This is a genomic window from Lysobacter rhizosphaerae (assembly GCF_054779795.1).
The window spans coordinates 750754-763200 of sequence record NZ_BAAGXO010000007.1 but is presented as its reverse complement, the minus strand read 5'-3'; the positions used below and the strand labels follow the sequence as shown (position 1 = coordinate 763200).

The window sequence follows — 12447 nt, the reverse complement described above, 5'->3', positions numbered from 1 at the left end:
TACCCGCGCGGCGGCCCAATCGCTATGGAAGACGCCAACAAACCCAGAGCGCCCATCAAAGGCCGCGGCGCGGCTTCGTACGTGCACGGTCGCTATGCCGTCATGACGACCGAGGGTGCCGACGACGGCTGGGGTTCGGTCTACGAAGGTTCGGACGAGGCCCCGCGACCCGCGACCACCGTCACCGAGGAGCGCGCGCGCAGCATCGTCAGCCACAACGATTCGCCCGACATCGGCTTCGCCGCCTCGGTGAACCCGTATCGCGGCTGCGAGCACGGCTGCGTGTACTGCTTCGCGCGGCCGTCGCATGCGTACCTCGACCTGTCGCCGGGACTCGACTTCGAGACCAAACTATTCGCCAAGACCAACGCCGCCGAACGCCTGCGCGCGGAACTGGCGCGGCCGTCGTACCGCTGCACGCCGATCGCGCTGGGCATCAACACCGATGCCTACCAGCCGATCGAACGGCGCTACCGCATCACCCGCCAATGCCTGGAGGTGCTGGCGGAAACAAAGCATCCGCTCAGCTTCATCACCAAGAGCGCGCTGATCGAACGCGATCTCGACCTGCTCGCCGCGATGGCGCGCGAACGCCTGGTCAGCGTGTACTTTTCGATCACCACGCTCGACAACCACCTCGCCGCGAAGATGGAACCGCGTGCCTCCGCACCGCACGCCAAGCTGCGCGCGATGAAGGCACTGTCGGAAGCGGGCGTTCCCGTAGGCGTGATGGCCGCGCCGATGATCCCGATGATCAACGACCGCGAGCTCGAACACATCCTCGAAGCGGCCTACGAACACGGCGCGCGCGCCGCCGGCTACGTGTTGCTGCGCCTGCCGCACGAGCTCAAGCAGATCTGGCGCGAATGGCTGGAACTGCACTACCCCGAACGCGCCGCGCACGTGATGAGCCTGGTGCAGCAGATGCGAGGCGGCAAGGATTACGACAGCGCCTTCGGCAAGCGCATGCGCGGCGAGGGCCCGTTCGCGCAGTTGCTGCAGCAGCGCTTCGCCAAGGCACATGCCCGTCTCGGGTTCGGCCGGCTGCCGCCGCTGGACAGCAGCCGCTTCACGCCGCCGCGACCGTTGTCGCCGCAGCGCGAGTTGTTCTGACGGCTACGAAGCGGCCGCATCGCCGCCGGCGCCTGCACGCGGGCGGTTGCCGCAGGGATGACCCGCGCCTTGGGGCCGCTGCCGGCATCTCGTCCCTGGCCGGCAGCACCTGCGTTTATTCACAACCGCGCCAGTCCTGCGATGATGGACCTTCATCGCACCCTTGCCGGAGCCATGAGCGACGAATTGGAGAATGAACGCAACGAGTTGCAGGCAACGCGCCGCCAACTGCAGTTGCTGACCGACGCGATCACCCACGACCTGCGCGCCCCGCTGCGCACGATCGAAGGGTTTGCCGCGCGCGTGGCCGCCAGCGCCCACGACCGCCTCGAGCCACGTGAACGCGAACAGCTGCAGCGCGTGCATGACGCCGCCACGCGCATGACCTCGCTGCTGGAGCAGCTGGGCGAACTCGCGCGCGCCACCCATGCACCGCTGCAACCGGCCGACGTCGACATCAGCCTGGTGGCCGAATGGATTCTGGCCGACCTGCAGGACGGCGAACCCGAACGCCCTGCCCAGCTCCACGTGCAACCCGGCCTGCGCGCGCACGGCGACGAACGCCTGCTGCGGCTGCTGTTCACGCAGCTGCTGCACAACGCCTGGAAGTTCTCGGCGACGGCCGCCGCCACCCGGATAGAAGTAACCGGCGACAGCGAGGCCGGCCGCCGCCGTTTCGTGATTCGCGATGCAGGCATCGGTTTCGACCCGCTTTACGCGGGCAAGCTGTTCGAGCCGTTGCAGCGGCTGCACGGCGCGGAGCAGGGTGCGGGGCATGGCCTCGGTCTTGCCATCGCGAGGCGCATCGCCGAGCGCCACGGCGGCGGCATCACGGCGGTTTCACAACCCGGTGACGGCGCGGCCTTCACTGTGGACCTGCCGGACGCGTGAGGGAAAGCGAGTGCTGCATCGAGACATCCTGCTGGTCGAGGACAATCCCGACGATGTCGAGTTGACCCGGCTCGCCTTCGAGGAAGCCAGCGTCAGCAACCGCCTGGTGGTGGTAGGGGATGGCGCCGAGGCGCTCGACTATCTGTTTGCCCGCGGCCGCCACGCCGGGCGCAATCCCGCCGAGCTGCCGTCGATCGTGATGCTCGACCTCAACCTGCCCAAGCTCGACGGACGCGAGGTACTGCAGGCGATCCGCGCCGAGCCCGCCACGCGTGAGTTGCCGGTGATCGTGCTGACCACCAGCGCCGAGCCCTTCGATGTCGAGACCAGCTACGCCCTGGGCGTCAACAGCTACATCCAGAAGCCGGTGGATTTCGAGCAGTTCGTCGCGGCGGTGCGACAGGTCGGGCTGTACTGGCTGGTGCTAAACCATCCGCGCGTGGCGTAGCGCCGCGCATCAACCCTGCTTGCCGAACAGCGCTTCCGCGCGCTGGAACAGGATCCAGCTCGTCGCGATGAACTTGTCACCGCCGAGCGGGCGGTTGCCACGATGGGTATGGGTAAAGGCCGCCGGCGCGATCAGCAACGACCCCGTACGCGGTGCGATCCGGCGTTGCTGGTAGAGGAATTCGGTCTCGCCCTCTTTGAAGCCGTCGTTGAGGTAGAGGGTCCACAGCAGGTGGCGGTGCAGCGTCTCGTTCTGCGGATCGCGCGGGTACAGCTCGCAATGCCAGTACGGATAACCACCGCGACCACCGGTGTAGCGCTGCAGGTTGATCGCGCCGGGCCGCAGCACGGTCTGCGCCACCGGCGACAGCGTCGCATCGTCCATCGCCTGCAGGCGTTCGGCGGTGAGGCGATGACGCGCACCGCCCTCGCCCGGCACTTCCAGCATCAGCGGCGCGATCAGCGTGTGCGGATAGCGCCGCAGGTAGGCCAGCAGGCCGCGGAACACGGCCTGGTTGAGCTCCATTTCGGCATCGCGCCATTCCGGCCGGCCGGTGATGGAAATGTCGAGGCTGTCCTTCAGCTCCGGCAGCACGCCGCCACCGACGCGGCCTGGCTGCGCGGCATCGCTGGCGGTAAAACGCGCCACCAGCGCCGCGCACGCTTCGCGCGACAGCGCATCCTCGAATACTTCGATGAAGTCGGCGTGGCTCATGGCGTCACGGTCGGTGCGGGATCCGCAGTAAAGCAGATTCCCCCGACGTGCTCTCAGGCCATCGCCGTTGCGCCGGCCTGCGCCGCGTCGTGCTCGCGGTGGTAACGCGTGGCGGTCTCGACTTCCTGCTTCGAGCCCATGAACACCGGCACGCGCATGTGCAGCCCGGTCGGCTGCACTTCAAGCATGCGCATGCGGCCGGTGGTCGCGGCGCCGCCGGCCTGCTCGACCAGGAAACTCATCGGGTTGGCTTCGTACATCAGGCGCAACTTGCCGCCCTTGTCGCGGCACTTGCTGTCGAGCGGGTAGCTGAAGATACCGCCGCGGGTGAGGATGCGGTGCACGTCGGCCACCATCGAGGCCACCCAGCGCATGTTGAAGTCCTTGCCGCGCGGGCCTTCCTTGCCGGTCAGCATGTCGCCGACGTAGCGCTGCATCGGCGCTTCCCAGAAGCGCTGGTTGGAGACGTTGACCGCGAACTCTTTGGTCTCCTCCGGAATGCGCATGCCACGCGTGGTCAGCACGAACGAACCGACTTCGCGATCCAGGGTGAACGCGTGCGTGCCGTGGCCGACGGTCAGCACCAGCATCGTGCTCGGCCCGTAGGTGCAGTAGCCGGCCGCGACCTGCGCGGTGCCGGGTTGCAGGAAGTGTTCGTCGCCCGGCGTGACCACGCCCTCGGGGCAGCGCAGCACCGAGAAGATCGTGCCGACCGAGATGTTGACGTCGATGTTGGAGGAGCCGTCGAGCGGATCGAACATCAGCAGGTAGTTGCCGCGCGGATACACATCCGGGATCGCCTGGCTGTGGTCCATTTCCTCCGAGGCAAGGCCGGCGAGGTGGCCACCCCAGGCATTGGCCTCGAGCAGGATCTCGTTGCTCAGCACATCGAGCTTCTTCTGCGCCTCGCCCTGGATGTTCATGCTGGCGACGCCCGGCGTGCCCGCATCGCCCAGCACGCCGCCGAGCGCGCCCTTGCCGACCGCGATCGAGATGGTCTTGCAGGCGCGGGCGACGACTTCGATCAGCAGGCGCAGGTCGGCATGGATGTGGCCGGCGCGCTCTTCTTCGATCAGGAAGCGGGTCAGGGAGATGGACGCGGAACTGGACATGGCGGGCGGGCAGGGCGGCAGCGGAGAGGGCCGCCATTGTCGCCGATGCGGGTGGCCGCCGCCCCCTACCTACGCAGCCGGCGCGTCCGGCTCCAGTCAATGACGCGGGCCCAGCCGGGCTGGAATCAGGCCACTTGACGCGTCGCGCGGGCGGCGTGCCGGTGGACCACCGCAGCCAGGGTCTGCCGCGCCATCGTCAGCATCAGCAGCGGTGCGGCCGGCTCGGCCGCGGTCAGCACGCGCCGCGCGGCGTCCAGCACGTCATTGACGACATCGGCGGCGTCGGCGCCGAGCAGCATCCGCAGGCCCCGCGAGGCGCCGTCCAACAGGCGTTCGCATTCCGGTCCGCAGCCTTGGCCAGCGCGCCGCATCACCTGCACCAGGGCTGCGTCGAGGCGTGAAAGGGACAGCAGCAGTTCGTCGGCGGTGGGCGGAGCGTAGGGAGTGTTCATGCGTTCAGTCTCGGCAGGGGGCGTCGCAGCAGCTGAGATACCCGCCAACTGTTACGGATTCGGCCGCGGATAGCGGACTGCGGTCAGAGTGCGGAGCGGGCGGTCAGCGGCCAGTGAAAATGCGGCGACAGAGCGGTGAAGCGTTCAGCTGCTGACAGCAGGGTGGCAGCAGGCCGCGCGCACGCTGCGATTCCACCCGAGGAGCGGCGCCGTGCATCCACCCCGTTCGCTGTTCACGTGTTTGTCCTTCACCCTCGCGTCACCATTGCCTGCTGGCGAGCCCTCCGGAATCCGTCCCATGCACACCCAGCGGAGTGAGCCATGACCGATACGACAACGCGGCCCACGCTGCCACGCGATGGCCGCCACGACTTCGACTTCATCCACGGACGCTGGCGGGTGCAGAACGAGCGCTTGCGCGAACGCCTGGTGGGCTGCACCGACTGGGACGTATTCGACGCCACCGACGAATGTCGGCCGGTGCTCGATGGCGCCGGCAATCTCGAGGAATTCCACACCGCATGGAATGGCGGCTTTGAGGGCATCGCGCTGCGCCTGTACGACGCGGACAGCGCGGAATGGCGCATCCATTGGGCCAGCAATCGCGGCGGCGTACTCGATCCAGCGGTGAGCGGACGCTTCGAGGACGGCGTGGGTACGTTTTACGGCAGCGACCAGCATGCGGGCCGCCCGGTGCGCGTGCGCTTCCTGTGGAGCAGCACCAGCGCCAACAGCGCGCACTGGCAGCAGGCTTTGTCCGCCGACGACGGCGCGAGTTGGGAAACCAACTGGCACATGTGGTTCCGTCGCGTCGACGAGCACGGCCGCCTGCCGCACGACGATGCGGTGCTGGAGCTGCGCCAGTACACGTTGCAGCCCGGCCAGCGCGACGTATTGATCGACCTGTTCGAGCGCGAATTCATCGAGACCCAGGAAGCCGTCGGCATGCACGTCATCGGCCACTTCCGCGACCTCGACGCGCCCGACCGCTACGTGTGGCTGCGCGGCTTCCCGTCGATGGAGGCGCGTCGCGAGGCGTTGCAGGGCTTCTACTTCGGACCGGTGTGGCAGCGCCATCGCGATGCCGCCAACGCGACGATGGTCGACAGCGACAACGTCCTGCTGCTCAGGCCAGCGCATGCGGCATCGGGCCTGGCCCCTGCGTCGACGCCGCGGCCGGCCATCGGCACCCCCATGCCGGCAGGCGCGGTGTGCATCGGCACGTGTGCATTGCGCGCGCCGGCGGCGCAGGGCTTCACCGCGCGCTTCGAGCAGGAGCTGGCGCCGTTGCTGCGCCAGCATGGCGCGGACGTAATCGCCCGGTACGAAACCGATGCCAGCGCGAACACCTTCCCGCGCCTGCCGGTGCGCGAGGGCGAACGCGTGTTCGTCTGGATCGCGCGCTTCGCCGATGTGGCGGCGCTGGATGCGCACCTGGCCACGCTGCAGCGCAGCGCAACGTGGCAGGAGGCGTTGGCGGCGGCGATGCGGGAGGAGCTCCTGCAGGCGCCGGAATTCCTGCGCCTGGCGCCGACGGCGCGCTCGGAACTGCGCTGACGGACTGGCGCGGCTTTAACCGGCACTGTTTTGAATCGACGCCGAGCACACGCCATCATGTCGCATGCGCCGCGCCGACCGCCTGTTCCTGCTGATCAACGCCCTGCGCGGGCGCCGTTCGGCGCTTACCGCGCAGCAGCTCGCGCAGACGCTGCAGGTGTCGGTGCGCACTGTCTACCGTGATGTCGCCGACCTCCAGCTATCGGGCGTGCCCATCGAAGGCGAAGCCGGTGTCGGCTACCTGCTGCGCAAGGGCGCGGATATCCCGCCGCTGATGTTCAACGAAGAGGAAATCGAGGCCCTGGTCGTCGGCACGCGCTTCGTCCGCGCCTTCGGCGGCGAGCGCCTCGGCCGCGGTGCGACCACGGCCTTGCTGAAGATCGAAGCGGTGCTGCCGGAAGCGTTGCGCGAGCGCAGCCGCCGCACCCGCATCTTCGCCCCGCAACTCGACAACCGCATCGAAAGCAGCGGACTGATCGACGCGCTGCACGCCGCGATCGGGCAGGCGCAGGTGCTGCGCCTGGACTACCGCGACGGCAACGGCGAGGTGACCGTGCGCGAGGTGGAGCCGTTGGCACTGGCGTTCTGGGGCGGCACCTGGACGCTGGGAGCGTGGTGCCGCCTGCGCCGCGATTTCCGCAGTTTCCGTCCCGACCGCATCGTCGCGCACGCACTCACCGGAGAGGTGTTCGCGGACGATCCGGCGCGCAACCTGGATGCCTACCTGCGCGTGGTGGCCCCCCGATGATGCCGACCGGCGATGCGCGATGCGGCGTCGGTCGACGCGCGGGCGTCTTCCTTCACCCGGTAATCACCGGCGTCGCGGTCCTGTGAGCGGATGACGTCGGTCGACACCACCTGGGGCGCGGGCATCAGCGATGCCACCTATCGGCTGCTGGTGGAGTCGATGCCCGAGTACGCCATCCTCCTGCTGGATGCCGACGGCCACATCCGCAGCTGGAACAAGGGCGCGCAACGCATCAAGGGATATCGCGCCGAGGAAGTGATCGGCCGCCATTTCTCGATGTTCTATCCGCGCGAGACGATCGAGCAGGGATGGCCCGAGTACGAGCTGGGGGTCGCACGCGCTACCGGCCGCTTCGAGGACGAGGGTTGGCGCGTGCGCAAGGATGGCTCGCGTTTCTGGGCCAACGTCATCCTGACCCGCATCGACAATCCGGACGGCAGCCTGCGCGGGTTCGCCAAGGTCACGCGCGACCTCAGCGAGCGCCGCGAACAGGAAGAACGCCTGCGCCGCAGCGAGGAACGCTTCCGCCTGCTCGTGGATGGCGTGCGCGACTATGCGATTTTCATGCTCGACACGACGGGCCACATCTCCAGCTGGAATCCCGGCGCGCAGGAGATCAAGGGCTACACGGCGGACGAGATCATCGGCCGTCATTTCTCGACCTTCTATACCGAGGAAGCGCTCGCCCGCGGCTGGCCGGCTCGCGAGCTCGAAATCGCGCTCGCCGAGGGCCGGGTCGAGGACGAGGGCTGGCGCGTGCGCAAGGACGGCACGCGCTTCTGGGCCAGCGTGGTGATCACGGCGCTGCACGACAGCGAGGGGCGCCACGTCGGCTTTGCCAAGATTACCCGCGACCTCACCGCGCACCGGCGGGTGCGCGCACTCGAGGACGAAGGCCATCGCCTCACCACCTTCCTGGCGATGCTCGGCCATGAGCTGCGCAACCCGCTGGCGCCGATCACGAATGCCGTCGCCCTGATGCGCGCGGAGCCCATCGCCTCCGAGTCCCTGCGTTACTGCCGTGACGTCATCGGTCGCCAGGTCGCGCAGATGACCCGGCTGGTGGACGACCTGCTCGACGTCAGCCGCATTACCAGCGGCAAGGTCCGCATCAACCCGCAGGTGCTGGACCTGCGCCCGGTACTCACCGAAGCGGTGGAAACCGTCGAAACCGAGGCCCGGCAGCGTGCGCATGCGCTGCAGATCGAGATGCCGGAGGCGCCGGCGTGGGTGGTGGGGGATCGCGCGCGGCTCGTGCAGGTGCTGAGCAACCTGCTCAACAACGCCGTCAAGTTCACGCCACCGGGAGGCAACATCCACGCGCGGCTGCGCATCGTGGGAGGCCACGTGGAAGTGGTGGTCCGCGACAACGGGCCGGGCATCGCGCCCGAGAAGCTGGTCGATATCTTCAACCCCTTCGTCCAGGGAGAGCAGGACGAAGGCCATAGCCAGGGCGGCCTCGGCCTGGGCCTGAGCCTGGTCCAGCAACTGGTCGGGCTGCATGGCGGCGAAGTGAGTGCCTCCAGCAGCGGCCAGCCCGGCGAGGGCGCCGAATTCCTGATCCGGCTGCCGGCGACCATCGCACCCGCCATCGCGGCTGCGTCCGAACCGCCCGCCGCCCCCAAGGCGACGCGCCGGGTGCTGGTCGTGGACGACAACCGCGATGCCGGCGATACCCTGCAGGCGATGCTGCAGTTCGCCGGTTACGAAAGCCACGCCGTCTACGACGGCGCCAGCGCGCTGCAGGCCGTCCGCGACAGCCGCTTCGATGCGGTGATCCTGGACATCGGCTTGCCCGACGTGAGCGGACTGGAGGTCGCCCGGCGCCTGCACGCCTCATCGAATCCACCGCCGCCGTTGATCGCGCTGACCGGTTACGGGCAGGACACCGATCTGGCGGCCACGCGCGAAGCCGGCTTCCATGCGCACCTGACCAAGCCGCTGATGGCCGACAAGATCATGCTCGTGCTGTCGCAGCTGTTCAACGACGCGGCGTAAGGGATCACGCACGTTCTGAGGGGTCGCGCACCGACGCGCAACGGCGTCAGCCCGAACTGCGCGCTAGGTACAGGGCCGGGCGCCCACGCTCGCCCGCGGCACGGCGAGGAAACAGCGCGAGGCACTTGGCGAACAGCGGCACGGCTTCGCGCAGCTCGGCCGGCGACATCGCACTGAAGCCCATGATCAGGCCGGTGCCTTCCGGTGGCTGCAGGTAGCAGGGCGCGATCGAATACAGCGCGAGCTTGCGTTCGTGCGCCGCGCGGATCAGCGCATCGCCTTCCGCCGCCGGCATGTCGTGTATCCACGCCACCAGGTGCATGCCCGAATGCGATTCCATGATCTCCAGGCGGTCGCCGCAGTGTTCCTGCAGCAGTGACCGCACCAGGTTGCGCCGCTCTGCGAGTTTGCGCGTCACCTGGCGCAGATGGCGATCGTAGGCGCCGGAAGCGATGAAGCCCGCCAATGCCGCCTGGTCCATCGACGCGCAGCCGAAATCGTCGGTCCACTTCGCCGCGAGCAGGTCGTCCCTGAGCCCGGGCGGCATGATGATGTAGCCCAGCCGCAGCGCCGGGAACAGCGTCTTGGAGAAGCTGCCCACGTAGAGCACGCGGCCGTCGCGGTCGAGCTGCTGCAGCGCCTGCACCGGCTGCTGGTCGTGGCGGAATTCACCGTCGTAGTCGTCCTCGACGATCCAGCCTGAGCCCAGGCGCGCGTATTCGAGCAGGGCCAGGCGGCGCTCATGCGACAACACGGCGCCGGTGGGGAACTGGTGCGACGGGGTGACGTAGGTCAACTTCACCGCGGGATCGGGCATGTGCTCCACCTGCATGCCATCGTGGTCGACGGGAATACCGACCAGGCGCGCGCCGTGCACCTGCAGGATGGTGCGTGCGGTGAAGTAATGCGGTTCTTCCAGCGCGACTTCGTCGCCGTCCTCCAGCAGTACGCGCGCGATCAGCGACAGCGCCTGCTGGGTGCCGCCGACGATCAGCACGTCATCGGGCGTGCAGGCCACGCCGCGGGTGCGGCTGATGTGGCGCGACACCGCCTCGCGCAGCGCGGGCAGGCCCTGGATGCGGGGATAGTTGGGTTGCACGTAGGGCGCGGCGCGCGTCAGTTCGCGCACCCACTGCGCGGTCAGGGCGGTGTTGACCACGGGCGTGCCGAACTGGAATGCGTAGCGCATGCCCGGCGGACGATGGCCGGGAATGTTGTTCAGCGTGCAGAACTCGCGCGTGCGCCGGCTGAAGGCGGACTGGGCGACGACGGCGCGGCGCGGCGGTGGCGGCCGCACCGGCCCCGCCCAGGGCGAGGTCACGTAGCTGCCCGAGCCCACGCGCCCGGTGATGAAGCCCTCGGCGCGCAGGTGCTCGTAGGCGGCGACCACCGTGGTGCGCGAGAGGTTGAGGTCGTACGCCATCTCGCGGCTCGACGGCAGCCGCGTACCGTTGGCGAGCCGCCCCGCGGCCATCGCCTCCTTGAGGGCGCGGGCCAATTGCAGGTACAGCGGTCCGTTGTCGTCGAGAACCAGGTCCATTTCCTACCTCCCGCGGCCATTGGATCGTGAGGAAGCGTCCATTGGCAGTCCACTTGTGGCTGGAACGCCGGGACCACTGGGGCCTTGCCGTACCAAGGCTACTGCTTGGTCAGGCGCCGGTACTGCGACATGTGGCGCAGCGCCTGTTTCGCCCGGCCCTGCTGTTCGTACAGTAGGGCGAGGTTGTAGTGGCCGTCGGCCAGATCGGGATCGGCACGCAACGCGGCTTCGTATTCGCCCATCGCCTCGTCCGTGCGCTCCAGGTCGTCGAGCAGCACGCCGAGGTTGTAGTGCAGCAGGGCGGCGTCGCCGCGGTCGGAATGGCTGCGCTCGGAGCGCACGATCGCGAAGGCATCGCGATAGACGCTCTCGGCTTCGTCGTAGCGTTCGAGTTCGTGCAGCAGGCGGCCCAGGTTGATGCGGGCGTCGAGGCGCATGGGGTCGGCGGCGATGGCGCGTTCATAGGCCTGCGCCGCGTGTTCGGCGTTGTCGCGCTCGAGGTCGGCGCCACGCATGCTCCAGTCCTCGCCGGCGGCAGGAGCCGGAGCGGGTGCGGGCTCGATCACGCGCAGCGTGCCCTGGGCCGGGTCGCCTTCGAACGCCAGCAGGTACTGTCCCGACTCGGCCATCCAGCGGCTGAGCCCCTCACGCACCACCACGTGGTCGGCGAACGCGCCGATGCTCAGGCCCGACAGCGGCATCTCCTCCGGCAAGCGGCTGCGCAGTTCGCGCAGCGCCCGCAGGATGCGCCGATGCGGAATGTTGGCGACGGACAACGCTCGCGCCGTGCGCAGCACGATCAGGTCGCGGAAGGAAAACAGCAACGCGTTGCGCGGCCCGCGCGCAGGCGTGACGAAACCGGCGGCCACCAGCGAGCGGATGGCGCTGCGCGGCAGGCGCAACAGCTTTTCGACGTCGCCCACGCCGTACTGGTGCATGCGGGATCCTGCTTACTTCGCCCGCTTGGCGGTCTTGCGCTTGGGCGCCGCGTGCGTCTCGGCCTCCAGCGCCTGCACGCGCTTGGCCGGCTTGCGTGCGGTCTTGGCCGCCGCCGCGCCCTTGCGTGCCGGCGCAGCGCCGCCGCCGCCTTTCTTCTCCAGGCTCGCGCGCAGCGCTTCCATCAGGTCGATGATCTGCGCGCCGCCCTCGGGTTCCTCGGCGAGGGTGATCTGCTCGCCCTCGACCTTCTGTTGCACCGCGGCCTCGATGCGTTCGGCGACGTCGTCCTTGTACTGGCTGGGATCGAACGTGTTCGAACTCTGCGAATCGATCAGCTGTTGTGCGAGCTTGAGCTCGGCGGGCTTGACCTCGGTGCGCGGGATGTCGAGGTCGTCGATCGAACGCACCTCGTTGGCGTACAGCAACTGCTGCATCACCAGGCCGTCCTCGACCGGACGGATCATCACGATGTAGCTCTTGCCGCGCGTGGCCCAGTGGCCGATCGCGCAACGCTCGGATTCGCGCAGCGCCTTGGCGAACAACGCATATGGCTTGGCCCCGCCCTTGTCCGGCGCGAGGTAGTAGGCCTTGTCGAAGTACACCGGATCGATCGCGGCGATCGGCACGAACTCGACGATGTCCGCGCTGTGCGTGCCGACTTCCTCCATCGCCTTCAGCTCGTCCGGCGCGAACATAACGTACTGGTCCTTGGCGAACTCGTAGCCCTTCACGATCTCGTCGCGTTCGATCGGGATGTTCTCGCGTGCGCACATGGTCTGGTAACGCACGCGCGAGCCGCACTTCTTGTGCAGCAGGTTGAAGGAGATGCCGCCCTTGGACTCGGTCGCCGTGTACAGCTTCACGGGAATGGCGACGAGGCCGAAGGAAACGGTGAGTGACGCAATCGAACGTGCAGCCATGACTGCTTCTCCGAT

12 protein-coding genes are annotated in these 12447 nt (G+C 68.4%); 6 read left to right on the top strand and 6 right to left on the bottom strand.

Annotated elements, in window-relative coordinates; all coding sequences use genetic code 11:
* Window positions 1–24 precede the first annotated feature (24 nt).
* The 3 genes from ACYVGE_RS12450 (at window position 25) to ACYVGE_RS12440 (ending at window position 2452) form a co-directional block, all read left to right on the top strand.
* Complete coding sequence (locus tag ACYVGE_RS12450; RefSeq protein WP_460730328.1) at window positions 25–1113, top strand: PA0069 family radical SAM protein; 1089 nt, start codon at window positions 25–27, stop codon at window positions 1111–1113.
* A gap of 174 nt (window positions 1114–1287) precedes the next feature.
* Entirely contained in the window at window positions 1288–2004 is a 717-nt protein-coding gene (locus tag ACYVGE_RS12445) for a sensor histidine kinase (protein WP_460730326.1), read from the top strand.
* Window positions 2005–2014: 10 nt separating this feature from the next.
* Window positions 2015–2452 carry a response regulator gene (locus ACYVGE_RS12440; protein WP_460730324.1) on the top strand — a complete coding sequence of 146 codons (438 nt, stop codon included), beginning with the start codon at window positions 2015–2017 and terminating at the stop codon, window positions 2450–2452.
* A 9-nt stretch (window positions 2453–2461) separates the two neighbouring features.
* Here ACYVGE_RS12440 and ACYVGE_RS12435 read toward each other — a convergent pair whose 3' ends face one another.
* From ACYVGE_RS12435 to ACYVGE_RS12425, 3 genes are all read right to left on the bottom strand, one after another.
* On the bottom strand, window positions 2462–3166 hold the full coding sequence (locus ACYVGE_RS12435; protein WP_460730322.1) for a 2OG-Fe(II) oxygenase: 705 nt from the start codon (window positions 3164–3166) through the stop codon (window positions 2462–2464).
* A 53-nt stretch (window positions 3167–3219) separates the two neighbouring features.
* Window positions 3220–4278, bottom strand: coding sequence for a class 1 fructose-bisphosphatase (locus ACYVGE_RS12430; RefSeq protein ID WP_460730319.1), 1059 nt, complete (start codon window positions 4276–4278; stop codon window positions 3220–3222).
* Window positions 4279–4403: 125 nt separating this feature from the next.
* Window positions 4404–4730, bottom strand: a complete 327-nt coding sequence (locus tag ACYVGE_RS12425) for a hypothetical protein (protein ID WP_460730317.1) — start codon at window positions 4728–4730, stop codon at window positions 4404–4406.
* A gap of 321 nt (window positions 4731–5051) precedes the next feature.
* Here ACYVGE_RS12425 and ACYVGE_RS12420 point away from each other — a divergent pair, with 321 nt between their 5' ends.
* The 3 genes from ACYVGE_RS12420 (at window position 5052) to ACYVGE_RS12410 (ending at window position 9033) form a co-directional block, all read left to right on the top strand.
* Complete coding sequence (locus ACYVGE_RS12420) at window positions 5052–6287, top strand: NIPSNAP family protein (RefSeq protein WP_460730315.1); 1236 nt, start codon at window positions 5052–5054, stop codon at window positions 6285–6287.
* Window positions 6288–6351: 64 nt separating this feature from the next.
* On the top strand, window positions 6352–7035 hold the full coding sequence (locus ACYVGE_RS12415) for a helix-turn-helix transcriptional regulator (protein WP_460730313.1): 684 nt from the start codon (window positions 6352–6354) through the stop codon (window positions 7033–7035).
* 90 nt (window positions 7036–7125) lie between these two features.
* Window positions 7126–9033: a PAS domain-containing hybrid sensor histidine kinase/response regulator gene (locus tag ACYVGE_RS12410; protein WP_460730311.1), complete on the top strand. Its 1908-nt coding sequence runs from the start codon at window positions 7126–7128 to the stop codon at window positions 9031–9033.
* A 46-nt stretch (window positions 9034–9079) separates the two neighbouring features.
* On the opposite strand, the gene pdxR is transcribed toward ACYVGE_RS12410, so the two are convergent.
* The 3 genes from pdxR to ku all read right to left on the bottom strand — a co-directional run bounded on the left by pdxR (window position 9080) and on the right by ku (window position 12432).
* Window positions 9080–10573, bottom strand: coding sequence for a MocR-like pyridoxine biosynthesis transcription factor PdxR (gene pdxR / locus ACYVGE_RS12405; protein ID WP_460730309.1), 1494 nt, complete (start codon window positions 10571–10573; stop codon window positions 9080–9082).
* Window positions 10574–10671: 98 nt separating this feature from the next.
* Window positions 10672–11511: a tetratricopeptide repeat protein gene (locus tag ACYVGE_RS12400; protein ID WP_460730308.1), complete on the bottom strand. Its 840-nt coding sequence runs from the start codon at window positions 11509–11511 to the stop codon at window positions 10672–10674.
* A gap of 12 nt (window positions 11512–11523) precedes the next feature.
* Entirely contained in the window at window positions 11524–12432 is a 909-nt protein-coding gene (gene ku, locus ACYVGE_RS12395; protein ID WP_460730306.1) for a non-homologous end joining protein Ku, read from the bottom strand.
* Window positions 12433–12447: the final 15 nt, after the last annotated feature.

Bases quoted from the DNA above. Each gene is read 5' to 3' on its own strand.
- ACYVGE_RS12425 (WP_460730317.1), bottom strand. From the start codon at position 4,730: ATGAACACTCCCTACGCTCCGCCCACCGCCGACGAACTGCTGCTGTCC.
- ACYVGE_RS12445 (WP_460730326.1), top strand. From the start codon at position 1,288: ATGAGCGACGAATTGGAGAATGAACGCAACGAGTTGCAGGCAACGCGC.
- ACYVGE_RS12410 (WP_460730311.1), top strand. From the start codon at position 7,126: ATGACGTCGGTCGACACCACCTGGGGCGCGGGCATCAGCGATGCCACC.
- ACYVGE_RS12435 (WP_460730322.1), bottom strand. From the start codon at position 3,166: ATGAGCCACGCCGACTTCATCGAAGTATTCGAGGATGCGCTGTCGCGC.
- ACYVGE_RS12430 (WP_460730319.1), bottom strand. From the start codon at position 4,278: ATGTCCAGTTCCGCGTCCATCTCCCTGACCCGCTTCCTGATCGAAGAA.
- ku (WP_460730306.1), bottom strand. From the start codon at position 12,432: ATGGCTGCACGTTCGATTGCGTCACTCACCGTTTCCTTCGGCCTCGTC.
- ACYVGE_RS12450 (WP_460730328.1), top strand. From the start codon at position 25: ATGGAAGACGCCAACAAACCCAGAGCGCCCATCAAAGGCCGCGGCGCG.
- ACYVGE_RS12420 (WP_460730315.1), top strand. From the start codon at position 5,052: ATGACCGATACGACAACGCGGCCCACGCTGCCACGCGATGGCCGCCAC.
- ACYVGE_RS12400 (WP_460730308.1), bottom strand. From the start codon at position 11,511: ATGCACCAGTACGGCGTGGGCGACGTCGAAAAGCTGTTGCGCCTGCCG.
- pdxR (WP_460730309.1), bottom strand. From the start codon at position 10,573: ATGGACCTGGTTCTCGACGACAACGGACCGCTGTACCTGCAATTGGCC.
- ACYVGE_RS12415 (WP_460730313.1), top strand. From the start codon at position 6,352: ATGCGCCGCGCCGACCGCCTGTTCCTGCTGATCAACGCCCTGCGCGGG.